The sequence below is a fragment of the Azonexus hydrophilus genome (genome assembly GCF_038368255.1).
In the GTDB taxonomy this organism is placed as follows: domain Bacteria; phylum Pseudomonadota; class Gammaproteobacteria; order Burkholderiales; family Rhodocyclaceae; genus Azonexus; species Azonexus hydrophilus.
The window spans coordinates 3,303,172-3,317,909 of record NZ_CP151406.1; the positions used below are offsets into that span (position 1 = coordinate 3,303,172).

At 62.8% G+C, this 14,738-nt stretch carries 14 protein-coding genes; 10 read left to right on the forward strand and 4 right to left on the reverse strand.

Going from position 1 to position 14,738, the window contains the following annotated elements; translation table 11 throughout:
* Nucleotides 1-103: 103 nt before the first annotated feature.
* The 4 genes from AADV58_RS16045 to AADV58_RS16060 are packed head-to-tail and all read left to right on the forward strand — an operon-like array spanning nt 104 to nt 3,073.
* Nucleotides 104-1,348 (forward strand): SpoIIE family protein phosphatase, encoded by a 1,245-nt coding sequence (locus AADV58_RS16045; protein ID WP_028994276.1) that lies wholly within the window; start codon nt 104-106, stop codon nt 1,346-1,348.
* A complete protein-coding gene (locus AADV58_RS16050; RefSeq protein WP_028994275.1) occupies nt 1,345-1,914 on the forward strand; it encodes a SiaB family protein kinase in 570 nt (189 codons plus the stop codon). Before AADV58_RS16045 ends, AADV58_RS16050 begins: the two co-directional genes overlap by 4 nt.
* 30 nt (nt 1,915-1,944) lie before the next feature.
* Nucleotides 1,945-2,334 (forward strand): DUF1987 domain-containing protein, encoded by a 390-nt coding sequence (locus AADV58_RS16055; protein ID WP_341743702.1) that lies wholly within the window; start codon nt 1,945-1,947, stop codon nt 2,332-2,334.
* A gap of 7 nt (nt 2,335-2,341) precedes the next feature.
* Nucleotides 2,342-3,073: a GGDEF domain-containing protein gene (locus tag AADV58_RS16060; RefSeq protein ID WP_028994273.1), complete on the forward strand. Its 732-nt coding sequence runs from the start codon at nt 2,342-2,344 to the stop codon at nt 3,071-3,073.
* A 28-nt stretch (nt 3,074-3,101) separates the two neighbouring features.
* Here AADV58_RS16060 and rsmA read toward each other — a convergent pair whose 3' ends face one another.
* From rsmA to AADV58_RS16080, 4 genes are read right to left on the reverse strand one after another with little or no spacing between them, the layout of a single operon-like run.
* Nucleotides 3,102-3,872 (reverse strand): 16S rRNA (adenine(1518)-N(6)/adenine(1519)-N(6))-dimethyltransferase RsmA, encoded by a 771-nt coding sequence (rsmA, locus tag AADV58_RS16065; protein WP_341743703.1) that lies wholly within the window; start codon nt 3,870-3,872, stop codon nt 3,102-3,104.
* On the reverse strand, nt 3,869-4,873 hold the full coding sequence (pdxA, locus tag AADV58_RS16070) for a 4-hydroxythreonine-4-phosphate dehydrogenase PdxA (protein WP_028994271.1): 1,005 nt from the start codon (nt 4,871-4,873) through the stop codon (nt 3,869-3,871). The genes rsmA and pdxA overlap by 4 nt, the downstream gene beginning before the upstream one ends.
* Entirely contained in the window at nt 4,870-6,162 is a 1,293-nt protein-coding gene (locus tag AADV58_RS16075) for a peptidylprolyl isomerase (RefSeq protein ID WP_088177952.1), read from the reverse strand. Before AADV58_RS16075 ends, pdxA begins: the two co-directional genes overlap by 4 nt.
* Before the next feature lie 5 nt (nt 6,163-6,167).
* Entirely contained in the window at nt 6,168-8,675 is a 2,508-nt protein-coding gene (locus AADV58_RS16080; protein WP_081700102.1) for an LPS-assembly protein LptD, read from the reverse strand.
* An 87-nt stretch (nt 8,676-8,762) separates the two neighbouring features.
* Here AADV58_RS16080 and AADV58_RS16085 point away from each other — a divergent pair, with 87 nt between their 5' ends.
* The 6 genes from AADV58_RS16085 to AADV58_RS16110 all read left to right on the forward strand — a co-directional run bounded on the left by AADV58_RS16085 (nt 8,763) and on the right by AADV58_RS16110 (nt 14,719).
* Nucleotides 8,763-9,776, forward strand: coding sequence for an aminoglycoside phosphotransferase family protein (locus AADV58_RS16085; protein ID WP_028994269.1), 1,014 nt, complete (start codon nt 8,763-8,765; stop codon nt 9,774-9,776).
* Nucleotides 9,777-9,782: 6 nt separating this feature from the next.
* Nucleotides 9,783-10,469: an N-acetylmuramate alpha-1-phosphate uridylyltransferase MurU gene (murU, locus tag AADV58_RS16090; protein ID WP_245580504.1), complete on the forward strand. Its 687-nt coding sequence runs from the start codon at nt 9,783-9,785 to the stop codon at nt 10,467-10,469.
* A gap of 43 nt (nt 10,470-10,512) precedes the next feature.
* Entirely contained in the window at nt 10,513-11,364 is an 852-nt protein-coding gene (gene dinD, locus AADV58_RS16095) for a DNA damage-inducible protein D (protein WP_028994267.1), read from the forward strand.
* On the forward strand, nt 11,365-12,663 hold the full coding sequence (locus AADV58_RS16100) for an aminopeptidase P N-terminal domain-containing protein (protein WP_028994266.1): 1,299 nt from the start codon (nt 11,365-11,367) through the stop codon (nt 12,661-12,663).
* Nucleotides 12,656-13,798: an FAD-dependent monooxygenase gene (locus AADV58_RS16105; protein ID WP_028994265.1), complete on the forward strand. Its 1,143-nt coding sequence runs from the start codon at nt 12,656-12,658 to the stop codon at nt 13,796-13,798. The genes AADV58_RS16100 and AADV58_RS16105 overlap by 8 nt, the downstream gene beginning before the upstream one ends.
* 66 nt (nt 13,799-13,864) lie before the next feature.
* Nucleotides 13,865-14,719 (forward strand): 1,4-dihydroxy-2-naphthoate polyprenyltransferase, encoded by an 855-nt coding sequence (locus AADV58_RS16110; RefSeq protein ID WP_028994264.1) that lies wholly within the window; start codon nt 13,865-13,867, stop codon nt 14,717-14,719.
* Nucleotides 14,720-14,738: the final 19 nt, after the last annotated feature.

Consider the following 14,738-nt stretch of genomic DNA (forward strand, 5'->3'; position numbering starts at 1 on the left):
TTTATTGTGCAGGACGACTAGGCCCTGCTTGTCACTGGTTGGACATATTAACTGCGTAGACTGCGGCGAATTCCAGCAACGCTAAGCCCACGGAACGCCGACCTTGGACATACCGACCCACCGCCTGCCCGATTACCGTCCACGTTTCCAGCAGCCAAGCGCTGCGGATCTTTGCGTCCCGACGCCGTCTGTGACCGCTGAAGACAGTAACGAACGGGTCATGGAGATTTTCTCCAAATACCGCGATCTGACCAGTCTACCGGTGACTGACAATGGCAAGCCAATCGGCCTGATCAACCGCGGGATTTTCCTGACGCAGATGAACAAGCCCTTCCACAAAGAGGTATACAGCCGCAAGAGCTCGATCGCCTTCATGGACAAGGAACCCCTGGTGGTTGAAGCCGACATGGACATCGAGACGCTGACCTTCAGGGCAGTGAATTATGGAGAAAAGGCCTTGGGTGACGGCTTCATCATCACCGATAACGGTCGTTTTACAGGCATCGGTCACGGCTTGCAATTAATGCGAGTGGTGGCCGACATGCAGGCTGCCCGCAATCGCCAGATCATGCACAGCATCGAATACGCGAGTGTGATTCAGCGCTCCATGCTGCGCACCTCCCGTGACACCATGCAGCACACGCTGAACGATGCTGATCTGGTGTGGGAACCGCGCGATGTCGTTGGGGGCGACTTCTATTACTTCGTTGCACGACACGATGGCTGGTTCGGCACGGTGGCCGATTGCACTGGCCACGGCGTTCCCGGCGCATTCATGACCTTGATTGCCTCCAGTTGCCTGGGCCAGGCCATTGATCAACATGGACCGACCGACCCGTCGTTATTGCTGTGCAGTGTCAACCGGGGAATCAAGCAGATGCTTGGCCAGGTCAACGGACAGGACGAAACGCCTGAATCCGATGACGGCATGGATGCCGCATGCTTCTGGTACGACGCCAGCACCCGCCAATTGCTGTTCGCCGGGGCAAAAACCAGCCTGTTCGTGCTGCATCCGGGCGCCGATGGCGTGGAGATGGTGGACGGCGACCGAGAATGTGTCGGCTACGTCGACAGCGGCCTGGATTTCACTTGGCAGAAGCGGACGGTGCAGATGCATGCCGGTAGCCTTGTTTTCGTCACCACCGATGGCCTGATCGACCAGATTGGCGGCCCCAAGTCGATCGCTTTCGGCAAGCGCCGCATTCGCGACCTGATTCTGTCCAAACGCGATCGCCCGTGCAACGAAATCAACCGCGCCATGCAGCAGGCACTGAACGACTGGCAGGGCCACAACCATCGCCGTGACGATGTTACCTTTTTCTGCTTCCGGGTACAGGAACCCCAATGAACACGCTCCACCTCGCCAAAGATTTCAGCGCCTCCTTCGAACTTGCATGCCAGCAACGGGTAATTTTCTACTACGTTGGCTACTTCTCGCAGAACGTCGTAGCCGCCATGGCCGATGCCGTCAGACTGCAACTGGAGATGAGCGGGGTAAACAGCTCGACCCGCCGCAAACTGTTTTCGTCTTTCGTCGAGATGGCACAAAACATCATCCATTATTCGGCTGATTCGCTAACCCCAAGCGATCAGGACAATCACGAAATGCGTCACGGCTCAGTGTGCATCTGCGAAAAGGAAGGGCAATACCTGCTGCAATGTGCAAATCCGATTGATGCTGCAGCCGCAGAAGGGCTGCGTGAGCGCCTGCAGTCACTGCGCAGCATGACTCTGGAAGAAATCAAGCAAGCATGCAGAGCGTCGCTGCGTGCCGAGACGCCCGAAGGAAGCAAGGGTGCCGGCCTGGGCTTCCTGACGGTGGCACGCGACTCGAGCGAGCCCCTGGAATTCGATTTCCAACCCTTGGAGGCGCACCCAGGGACGGTAATGTTCAATCTCAAGGCCACTGTCTGAGCACAGATACGACAATAGCGAGAAATTAGAATGGAAACCTTGTATATCGGCGCCACACCGAGCTCCCCGGAAGTGAATTTCGACTTTGCCAAACACCACCTCAGCATACGCGGCGAGTCCTACCCCGAAAATGCCGCCGCCTTTTATGGCGAAATCATCAAGCGCCTGCGTGAATACCTGGGCAATTGCAGCCAGACCCGCATCACCGTCGACATCTCCCTGGCCTACTTCAATAGTTCCAGCACCAAAATGCTGTTCAACATTTTCGAAGCATTCAACAGTGCGGTAACTGCGGGCAATGAGATCGTGCTCAACTGGTACCACGACGAAGAGGACGACACGATCCTTGAATTTGGCCAGGAGTTGCATATCGATTTCCCCCTGATCACCTTCTTTGATCATCCAGAGAAAACCGCCTAGCACGACCATGTCTCAGTCAAATCCGGATCTGTTCGACCAGGAGAACTGCGCCCTGATGTCCGCCCGTGCGGTGTACAACGTTGAAGCTGGCGAGACAGACATCTACCGTACTGCGCTTGGCGAATTGGTCGGCCACTACGATCAACTGCTGCGGCAAACCCGCCGGTTGATCCGCCACAGCGACCGCCAGGAGCTGGAAATGAACCGGCTCAACCATCGACTCGCCGATCTGGCCAGGGAACTGGAATATCGAGCGACTCACGACTCGCTTTCCGGTGCGCTGAACCGCGCAGCCGTCATCGAGCGCGGCGAACGCTTCCTGGCTCGGAACGAGATGGCAATGATCGTGCTCGACATCGACCACTTCAAGCAAGTCAACGATAGGTTCGGCCACCCAGTCGGGGACGCTGTCATCTGCGGAGTGGTCGATTGCCTGCAGCGAACCTTGGAAATCCCCGGCGAAATCGGTCGGGTAGGCGGCGAAGAATTCACGGTGATCCTGCCGCAACAGAATTACCTGCAGGCGCAAGAAATTGCTGAGCGCATGCGCAGCATGATCGCCAACCATGATTTTTCATTGCCCGATGCCAGTCGGATCACTGCCAGCTTCGGCGTCAGCTGGATGCCGGCCGGAGCCGCCTTCGCAACCGCCTACAACGAGGCCGACGCAGCCATGTACGAGGCGAAGCGCAACGGCCGCAACCGGGTAATCCGCGCCGACCACCTTCTTTGCGCTTAGCCGGGCAGGATCACCTGCCAGGAACGGATCAGTTCGTCAGGTAGTTGGCGATGCGCACGTAATCCTCGACCGGCAGGTCTTCCGGGCGCAGCGTCGGGGCGATGTCGAGCGCGGCAAACCCGGCATCGTCGAGGATGCCCTTGAGGTTGTTGCGCAGCATCTTGCGGCGCTGGGCGAAAGCGGCCTGGACCAGCGCCGAAAGACGCTCCGGATCGCGGGCATTGAGCTGTTCCGGCGGTTTTGGAATCAGGCGGACGACCGCCGAATCGACCTTGGGCGGCGGATCGAAGCTCTCCGGCGGCACGTCGATCAGCCATTCCAGCCAGAAGCTGTACTGCAGCATCACCGACAGCCGGCCGTAGTCGGCGCAGCCGGGTTCGGCGACCATGCGCTCGACGACTTCCTTCTGCAGCATGAAGTGCATGTCGCGCACCTGCTGGCCATAGCTGGCAAGGTGGAAGAGCAGCGGCGTCGAGATGTTGTACGGCAGGTTGCCGACCAGGCGCAGGTCGCTGCCGATGCTGGCGAAGTCGAAAGCCAGCGCATCGCCTTCGTGGATGCTCAGGCGCTCGGGTGTATGCTGTTTTTTCAGGCGAGCGATCAGGTCGCGGTCGATCTCGACAACGTGCAGACGGTCGACGCGCTCGAGCAGCGGGATGGTGATGGCGCCAAGACCGGGGCCGATCTCGACGACGGTGTCGGTGCGCGCCGGATTGATCGCCGAAACGATGGCGCCGATGATGCCCTGATCAATCAGGAAATTCTGACCAAACCGCTTACGGGCGACGTGTCCCTTCATGCTTGCTTCCTTGCAGTTGCCCGTTGCGCCATTCTGGCCGCTTCGCTGACCGCGGCGAACAGGCTGCCGGCATCGGCCTGGCCGGTACCGGCGAGGGCCAGTGCGGTGCCGTGATCGACCGAGGTGCGGATGATCGGCAGGCCGAGCGTGACGTTGATGCCGTTGCCGAAGGTGGCGTACTTGAGCGCGGTCAGGCCCTGGTCGTGGTACATCGCCAGCACCGCGTCGCCGCCGGCGAGCACCGGCGGGGTGAACATGGTGTCGGCGGGATGCGGGCCGGAGAGTTGCAGGCCTTCGCCGCGCAGCCGGGCCAGCGCCGGTTCGATGATGTCGATTTCCTCGCGGCCGAGATAACCGCCCTCGCCGGCATGCGGATTCAACCCGGCGACCAGAATGCGCGGTTCGGCGATGCCATACTTGCCGCTCAGATCGGCGTCGACGATGCGCAGCGTGCGTTCCAGCAGTTCGCCGGTAATCGCTGCCGGCACGTCCTTGAGCGGCAGGTGCGTGGTCGCCAGCGCGACGCGCAGCGGGCCGCGTTCGGTATCGCCGGCGAGCATCATCACCACCAGCGGCGTATCGGTCTTGTCGGCCAGGTATTCGGTGTGGCCGGTGAAGGCGACGCCGGCGTCGTTGATCACGCCCTTGTGCACCGGCGCCGTTGCCATCGCGGCGAATTCGCCGGACTGGCAGCCGGCCAGCGCGCGGTCGAGCAGCGCCAGCACGTAAGGCCCGTTGGCGGCATCAAGGATACTGGCTTCGGCCGGCTTGGCGAGCGGCAAATGAATGATGTCGAGCGTGCCGGGCGCGGCCGGAACGGCGGGCAAATAGTCGCGCAGGACGATGTCGAGGCCAAGCATGGCGGCACGCTGAGCGAGCAGCTCGCGGTCGCCGAGAACGACCGGACGCCCTTCGCCGGACCAGCCGGCAAGCTCGAGACAGAGTTCGGGACCGATGCCGGCCGGCTCGCCGCTGGTAACGGCGATCACCGGTGCGGTCATTGCTGCTCCAGGCGGTTTTCGACGTAGGTGCGGTCGCGCAACTGACGCAGCCAGTCCTGGTAGGCATCGTCGAGCTTGCGCTCGCGGATCGCCTGACGGGCGACCGAGCGCTGACGTTCGGCCGAGACATCGCGCTCACGACGTTCGATGACCTGGATCAGGTGCATGCCGAACGGCGACTGGACGACCGGGCTGAGTTCGCCCGGCTTCAGGGCATCCATCGCCCGCTCGAAATCGGGCACGGTGTCGCCCGGATTCAACCAGCCGAGGTCGCCGCCCTTGGCCGCAGAGCCATCCTGCGAGAAAAGCCGCGCCTGCTCGGCGAAATCCATGCCGTTGACGATGCGCTCACGGACGGCTTCGAGGCGGTGACGGGCATCGGCTTCGGACACAACCTCGTTGACCCGGATCAGGACATGACGGGCATTGGTCTGCATGACCGAAGCCGGCGCATTGCCGCCGCGCTTGTCGAGCAGTTTGACGATGTGGAAACCGGCCGATGAGCGCAGCAAGTCGCTGACGCCGCCGGCCTGCAGACGCGCAGCTGCTTCGGCATACAGTTGCGGCAAACGATCCAGCTTCCGCCAGCCGAGCTCCCCGCCTTGCAGAGCATCGGGGGCATCGGAGTAGACTGCCGTCAATTCGGCAAAATTCTCGCCGGCACGCGCCCGGGCCTGCGCCTGTTCGCCACGTTGACGCAACTTGGCTAGTTGCTCCGGCGTCACCGATTCCGGCGCCCGCAACAGGATGTGAGCCAGTCGGTATTCGTCGCCGCCACCACTGGCTGCCTGATTGGCCAGGTAGTTGTCGATTTCGCTGTCCGAAACCACGAGACGGCTCTCTACCTCACGCTCACGCAAGCGCGCCATGATCATCTCGCCGCGGATTTCCTCGCGAAATTCGCTGTAGCCGATGCCGTCCTTTTGCAGTGCGGCACGGAACTGCGCCAAGCTCATGTTGTTGTTGGCCGCAATCCGACCAATTGCCTGATCGAGCTGCACGTCATCGATGCGCAATCCGCTCTCTTTGGCATAGGCAAATTGCGCACTGTCCATGATCATGCGTTCGAGCATCTGCCGTTCGAGAACATCCTGGGGGGGCAGGGGCGTCCCCTGTCGCTCCAGTTGCTTCAGGGCTACGGCCAGGCGTGCCCGCAACTCGTTACGGGTAATGACACCGTCACCAACCACGGCGACGATGTAATCGGCTTCGACCGGCTCCTGGGCCTGAACGGAAGAGGCGAACAGGCTGCACATGAAAACGAACAGGATTGCGAAAGTTTTTTGCATGGGTATCACTGGTTGGATATCAGACTGCGATCATTGGGCAATTCGTTGGTTTTACCATAGCCGGGAATGCTGCGCCGGAGCAAACCGAGGGGATTCGAGCCAATGCTGGTGAAATCCTGCAACTCCAATTGCAGGAAGAAACTGGTATTCGGCGAACCCGAGGTTGCTGCCAGGCGTTGCACGACCCCGCGCACCGCCCAGCAGCCGGCGTTGTATTCCAGGCCGCCGATGGTCTCAAGCGCCTGTTTGTCGCGCAGAGAATAGTTGAAACGGCCTATCCCGTACCACTGAGCGGCAAGCGGCCACTGACCTGCCAGATCGATCTGATCGACCACTGACTTGTTGGTCAGGGGATCCCGGGTATAGCGGTAACTAGCCGAGAGCACCTTGCCGTAGTCCGGCTGGAAGCGAACCCCGGCGGAGAAACGATCGCTGGCATGCTGATCATGGTTGTACTCCCAGGTCCCTTCTGCATAGGTTTTGGGCGCCACCAGACCGCTGACCGAGGCAATCAGGTTGGAAAACTTTTCCGGACGAGAAGTCTCATTTTTCAGGGCAACCCGCTGCCCGGAGAAATAATAGCGCTGGCCAACCATGGCCTTGAAACGCTCGGCCCCCGTGGCCTCATCAATCACCCGGCTGGTCAGGGCGACGGTCAATTGATCGGCGTCGTTGATCCGGTCCTGGCCGCTGTAGCGATTTTCCGAGAAAACCTGGGCAAAATTGAAATCGCTGAGCGCCGTATCGAATTCCGGAATCCGGCTCTGATCCTTGTACGGAATGCGTACGTAGTAAATTCTCGGCTCCAGCGTCTGCAAGTAGGTACGGCCAAACGCCGTACCCTGGCGCTCGAAAACCACCGTCGAATCCAGGGAAAAAATCGGCAGCGTGCGGGAAATCCGCTCCTGCCCACCACCATTCAGCGTCGCGCGGTCGATCGCATAGCTGCTCATGTGCAAGCCCAGCTTCGGCGTCAACTGAAAGGCGGAGCTGACGATCGGCAGGCTGATCTGCGGATAGAGCACCAAACGGTCCCCCCTGTCCTTGTTGGCGACATCGTCGTGCGTGAAGCGCGAGTACTGGCCAAGCATGGTGAAGTCCATGCCCGCCAGGTTCGGACGATAGGCGACCAGATTGAGTTGCGGCTCAAGGAAATAAGGACGCTCGACCGGATTGGATGCATCCGGTTGCAAGGTCTGGTAACGCAACAACTGCAACGAGGTCTGCAGCCAGGGACTGGGTACATAGTTGAGCGCCAGCCGACGCTCCAACTGAACCTGCGAAGTCTGCAACAGGCGCGACGACATGTCCTCCCAGTAAGTATCGTCGGAGACGCCATTCCAGTTGAGCGCAGCCGAAACCGCCTCGCTCAACTGGTGCTGATGGCGGACTGTATAAGCGTAGCGCTGACGACGCGCACTGGTGTCATTACCGATGTATTCAGCACGGATATCGCCGGCAAACGACTCGTCCAGATAGCGCGTCTCGATACCCAGCTGAGTACCACGCTTGCTCATGTAGCGCGGATAGAAAGTCGCATCGTAATTGGGTGCAATGTTCCAATAGATGGGTAAGGCAACATCGAAGCCGGTTTTCGTGGATTGTTTCAGCGAAGGACTGAGCAAACCGGAACGACGTTCACTGCTGATCGGGAACCAGGCTTTCGGCGCATAGAACAGGGGAACGCCCTTGAACCACAGCGAGGCATCGTCGGCACGACCGAAATCGCTATCATAATCAAGATCGAGAACCCCGGCCTTCAGGTACCAATCGGGCGACGACGGCTTGCAGGTGGAAAAGGTCCCCTGATTCAGGCGCATGTGGTTCTCGCCGAGAAAATCGATCCGCTCGGCGACTCCCGAGGCAGAAATCTCCCGCGGCGAAGGGGCGTCGGTCGGCAAGCCATATACGCGTGGGACATTCAGCATCATCGGCGCGCCACTGTTGCCGGCACCAGTCACCGTGACGACCGCCTGCGAGGTATCCTGATAGAACCTGCTGCTGACTTCCTTGCTGACCGAGTAGCGGGCCTTGTCGGCAAAACCCAGCTGTTCGCTCAGCTTCATCTTCAGGTAATCGGCCTCGATCTCGGCCGCTCCCCGAGTCAAACGAACCGCGCCAATCGCTTCGATCTCGTCGTCAGCGTGTTGATACGTCAGCCGATCCGTCTGCAGGGTCATGCCCGACTTGCGCAATTCGACGTTCCCTTCCGCCACCAGACGCTGGTCGGCCGCACCTTCCATCCGGTCGGCAACCAGGAATAGCGGAAGCTCCTCAGCACCGGTGAGCGGCAAGATGCTACCGACGGAAGCCAGCTTGGGTGCTGAACGCTTCCTCTCGCTGCCAACCAGCCTGCGCTCCAGTCTCAGCGGAACGACAACCTCGTCCTGAACAGCTCCGCGCCCCTCCGTTGCCAGAGAGGCAGGGTCTCCCACAGCCGCATGCACCCCCTGCGTGCCGGCAAACAGGCAGCAAACCAGCACGGCGATCGGACGTCGGGAGAAACCTGTCATCGGAGCATTCTGGGCGAGCCGGGACCGGAAAGGCCGATGCCCGGGTGTTAAAATCGCGCCATTTTACAACGAACCGTCCACTACTCGATGTCGCGCGATCAACTTGTTACCGACTGGGTTGCCAGTCGCTTCCCCGAACAGTCCGTTTCCATCACGCCAGCGTCCGCCGACGCCAGCTTCCGCCGCTATTTCCGCCTGACCTGGCCGGACGGCAGCACGCGCATCCTGATGGACGCACCACCCGAAAAAGAAGACTGCAAACCCTTCATCAAGGTCGCCGGCCTGCTCGCCAGGGCCGACCTGGCGGCACCGCGCATCCTCGACCAGGACCTCGACAACGGCTTCCTGGTGCTCACCGACCTCGGCCGCATCGGCTACCTCGACGCGCTCAACGCCGACTTGTCGCTGGCCGACACGCTGATCCGCCCGGTGCTCGACGTGCTCGTCAAATGGCAGCTATCGTCGACCGCCGCGACGCTGCCGCCCTACGACGCAACCCTGCTGCGCCGCGAACTCGACCTCTTCCCCGAATGGTTTGTCGGCCGCCACCTCGGCGTCCAGCTCGACACCAGCGAGTTGCTGATGCTCGACCGGACCTTCAAGTTCCTGATCAATTCGGCGCTCAACCAGCCCAAGGTCTTCGTCCATCGCGACTTCATGCCGCGCAACCTGATGGTCGTCGAAAGCGCGCAGACGCTGACGCCGGGCATCATCGACTTTCAGGACGCAGTCTATGGCCCGATCACCTACGACGTCGTCTCGCTGTTCCGCGACGCCTTCATCTCCTGGGAAGAAGAACAGGAAATCGACTGGGTCGTCCGCTACTGGGAAAAGGCCCGCGCCGCCGGCCTGCCGGTGCGCAACGACTTCGGCGATTTCTGGCGCGACTACGAGCTGATGGGCCTGCAGCGCCACCTCAAGGTGCTCGGCATCTTCTGCCGCCTCAAGTACCGCGACGGCAAGGAAAAATACAGCGAGGACCTGCCGCGCTTCATGAACTACGCGCGCAAGACGGCCAGCCGCTACATCCCGCTCAAGCCGCTGCTCAACCTGCTCGACAAGCTCGAAGGCAACACCGAGCAGATCGGCTACCGCCGCTAGGCCGCGATGAAAGCGATGATCCTCGCCGCCGGCCGCGGCGAACGCATGCGGCCGCTGACCGACCACACGCCGAAGCCGCTGCTTGAAGCCGGCGGCAAGCCGCTGATCGTCTGGCACCTGGAGAAACTGGCCGCCGCCGGTTTCAGCGAGGTCGTCATCAACCACGCCCACCTCGGTGAGAAGATCGAGGCCGTGCTGGGCGACGGATCGAAGTGGGGACTCAGCATCGCCTATTCTCCGGAACCGCCGGGCGCGCTGGAAACCGCCGGCGGCATCGCCCGCGCCTTGCCGCGACTCGGCGACGCGCCCTTCCTGGTGATCAATGGCGACGTCTACTGCGACGTCGATTTCCCAACTTTCGCCGCGCGCGGCTGCCCGCCCGGCGGCGCCCGCCTGCTGCTGGTCGACAACCCCGCCCACCACGGCGGCGGCGACTTCTCGCTGGCCGACGAACGGATCGTTCCCGCCAGCGGTGAGCAAACGCTCACCTACGCCGGCATCGGCGTCTTTTCCCCGGCCATGTTTGACCATGTGCCGGCCAACCAGCCGATGAAGCTGCGCCCGCTGCTCGACGCGGCGATTGCCGCCGGCACGCTGACCGGGGAACATCACGCCGGCCGCTGGGTCGACGTGGGTACGCCACAACGGCTCGCCGAATTGGATGCCGAATTGCGCGCAGCACAGGCAGGTTAAATTCCAATAGCATGGCGCTTTCAACCCCTGGAGGAATGCAGCGATGACCGACTCACCCGTTTCCCGCCAGCACCATGCCAGCTTTGAAGGCCTGCGCCAACTTGACGACGCCGGCAACGAATACTGGCTGGCCCGCAAACTGGCAACAGCACTGGATTATTCGCAATACCGACACTTTCTTCCCGCCATCGAACGCGCTAGGATAGCCTGTGAACAAAGCGGCCAAGCTGTTTCCGACCATTTTGAGGATGTCCTCACAATGGTCGACATCGGCTCGGGGGCAAAACGGCAGATCGAAGACATCCGCCTCTCCCGCTACGCCTGCTACCTGATCGTCCAGAACGGCGACCCCTCGAAGCCGGTCATTGCCAACGGCCAGACTTACTTTGCCATCCAGACCCGCCGCCAGGAACTGGCGAACGACACCGCCTTCGGGCAACTGAGCGAAGACGAGAAGCGGCTCGCCATCCGCAACGAACTCGCACAACACAACAAATACCTTGCTGCCGCTGCCGCCGAGGCCGGCGTCGAAAGTGGCCTCGACTTCGCCGTTTTCCAGGACCACGGCTATCGCGGCCTGTACGGCGGCCTGGGGGCCAAGGCCATCCACGCCCGCAAGGGCTTGAAGAAAAGCCAGAAAATCCTCGACCACATGGGCAGCACCGAACTGGCCGCCAACCTGTTCCGCGCCACGCAAACCGAGGAGAAATTGCGCCGCGACGGGGTCAAAGGCAAGCAGGAGGCGAACCTGACCCACCTCGCCGTCGGCCGAAAAGTGCGCGAGACGATCAAGGAACTCGGCGGTACCATGCCGGAAGACCTGCCGACGCCCGAGCGCAGCATCCGGCAGATCGAACATGCGCAGCAACGAATCGAGAAGAAAGACACCGACTGAATGACTCACGCCCATTACCTCACCCGCCGCCGACGCCTGCTCAAAACCATAAGCGACGGCGTCGCCATCATCCCGACGGCACCGGAGGTCGTGCGCAACCGCGACGCGCACTATCCCTACCGTTTCGACAGCTATTTCTGGTACCTGTCGGGCTTCCCCGAGCCGGAGGCAGTGGTCGTGCTGGTCGGCGGCAATAAACCGAAGTCCATCCTGTTCTGCCGCGACAAGCACGAAGAACGCGAAATCTGGGACGGCTACCGCTATGGTCCGAAAGCCGCGAAAAGCGCCTTCGGCTTCGACGCCGCATACTCGATCGAACAACTGGACAAAAAACTGCCCGAACTGCTGGTCGACCGCGACACGCTGTGGCATGCCGTCGGCCACGACGAGGCCTGGGATGCGCGCATCGCCAGGGCCTTGAACGAAGTCCGCGCCCAGGCCCGCGCCGGCAAGCGCGCGCCGCGCGCGATCCACGACCTGCGCGCCGAACTCGACGCCATGCGCCTGATCAAGGACAAGGCCGAACTGGCCACCATGCAGCGCGCCGCCGACATCGCCAGCGCCGGCCACGCCCGCGCCATGCACGCCTGCCGCCCGGGCATGGCCGAATACGAGCTGGAAGCCGAACTGTCCTACGAATTCCGCAAACGCGGCGCCGACGGCCACGCCTACACACCCATCGTCGCCGGCGGCGCCAACGCCTGCGTGCTGCATTACGTCGAGAACAACAAGCTCTTGAACGACCACACGCTGGTGCTGATCGACGCCGGCTGCGAAGTCGAAGGCTACGCCGCCGACATCACCCGCACTTTCCCGGTCAATGGCCGCTTCACGCCGGCACAGAAGGATGTGTACGAGATCGTGCTGGCCGCCCAGGCCGCCGCCATCGCCGCCACGGCGCCCGGCCGCCACTTCATGGAAGCGCACGACGCCGCCGTGCGCGTGCTGACGCAGGGCCTGGTCGACCTGAAACTGCTGACCGGCAGCGTCGACACCCTGATCGAGAAGGGCGACTTCCGCCGTTTCTACATGCACCGCACCGGCCACTGGCTCGGCCTGGACGTGCACGACGCCGGCGAATACAAGATCGGCAACGACTGGACGACGCTGCAACCGGGCATGACCATCACCGTCGAACCCGGCCTGTACATCCGCCCGGGCGCCGACGTGCCCACCGAACTGGCCGGCATCGGCATCCGCATCGAGGACGACGTGCGCGTCACGACCGACGGCTGCGATGTCTATACGACAGCGCCGAAGACGGTGGCCGAAATCGAGGAAGTGATGCGCCATGACTGAAGCTGTTGAAAACGTCGACATCCTGATCGTCGGCGCCGGCCCGGTCGGCATGACACTGCACCTGGCACTGGCAGCCGGCGGCCAGCAGTCGCTGCTCGTCGACCGGCGCCCACCGGCCGCGCTGCAAGCCGACCCTCGCGCCCTGGCGCTGTCGCACGGCGCCCGCGAACTGCTCGAACAACTCGGCGGCTGGCCGACGCGGGCAGCGACGCCGATCGAGACCATCCACGTCTCGCAGAAAGGCGGCTTCGGCCGCACGCTGATCGACCGCAGCGACTACAAGCTGCCGGCGCTCGGCTACGTCGTCCGCTACCGCGACCTCGCCGCCGCACTGGCCGCCCGGCTGGCCGACGACGCGCGGCTGACCGAGGCGGAAATCATCGACATCACCGCCGACAGCGACGGCGCCACCGTCGCCCTGCGCCACGCCGGCAAGCTGCGCCGTATCCGTTGCCGCCTGCTGGTCCATGCCGAAGGCACGCCGGGCGATGAAGCCGGCGTCACGGTCAGCGACTACGTCCAGCACGCGGTCATCTGCGAAGTCACGCCGACGCCGGGGAATGCCCGCCGCGCCTGGGAACGCTTCACCCCGGACGGCCCGCTGGCGCTGCTGCCGTTGGGCGACGAATACTCGATCGTGTTCACGCTGCCGCCGGCCAAGGCCGACGCCGTCATGGCGCTAGACGACGACGCGTTCGTCGCCGCGCTGAGCGCCCAGTTCGGCCGCAGCATGCGCTTCGCCAAGCCTGGCAAGCGCAGCCGTTTCCCGCTCGCCCTGCGCCTGCGCGACCAGTTGCACCGGGGCCGCGAAGTGTGGATCGGCAACACCGCACAGACCTTGCACCCGGTTTCCGGCCAGGGGTTCAACCTCGGCCTGCGCGACGCCTGGCAACTCGCCGACCAACTCCTTAAAGACGGCGTCGCCGGCATCGACCTTGCTGCCTACGCCGCCAGCCGCCGGCTCGACCGCGAAGGCGGCGCCTTCTTCACCGACAAGGTGGTCAAGGCCTTCTCCAACGACTGCGCGCCGCTCAGACTGGCCCGCGGCCTCGGCCTGCTGGCGCTCGACGTCTTCCCGCCGGCCCGCCATTTCGTTGCCAAACGCATGATCTGGGGCGCCCGCGCTTGGCCTTGATCCAAACCAAGGCGAATGCGCGAAGCCTAAGCTAATGTCGCACCATTCGCCCCCGGTCTGCACCAAATGAAGAAAAGCACCGCCTGGCTCCTCGCCTGCCGCCCGAAGACCCTGACTGTCTCGCTATCGCCAGTGATCGTCGGCACCGCCATCGCTTGGCAGCAGAACGGCCAACTGCTCTGGTTACCATTACTGCTAGCGCTTTTCGGCGCGGCGCTGATCCAGATTGGCACCAACCTGTTCAACGATGTCGGCGATTTCCTGCGCGGCACTGACCAACCAGGCCGCATCGGGCCACCGCGCGCCACCGCCGAAGGCTGGCTGACGCCGGCAGCAGTCCGCACCGGCGCCTTGACCAGCTTCGCCCTGGCTTTCGCCTGCGGCATCTATCTGGCCAGCCACGGCGGCTGGCCCATCGTCGCCATCGGCCTGTGCTCGCTGGCCGCCGGCTGGGCCTATACCGGCGGCCCGAGGCCGATTGCCTACGGACCGCTGGGCGAACTCTTCGTGATCGCCTTCTTCGGCGTGGTCGCCGTCGGCGGCAGCTACTACCTGCAAACCCTGGCGCTGAGCCCGGCGGCGCTGCTGGCCGGCCTTCAACTGGGCCTGCTGGCGGCGGCGGTGATCACCGTCAACAATTACCGCGACCTCGACAGCGATGCCACCAGCGGTAAGCGCACGCTGGCCGTACGCCTCGGCCGGCCGGCGACACGCTGGCTGTACGCCGGCGAACTCCTTTCGCCCTACCTGCTGCTGCTCGGCGGCACCGTCTGGCCACTGCTGTCGCTGCCGCTTGCGCTGTGGCTGATCCGCCGTTTCTGGCGGGAAACGCCGGGCCCAGGCTTCAACGGCTTGCTGGCAGCAACCGCCGGCCTGCAACTGGTGTTCGCATTGCTGTTAACCCTGAGTCTGACGATTTGACTATTTTTTAGGCGCCGGA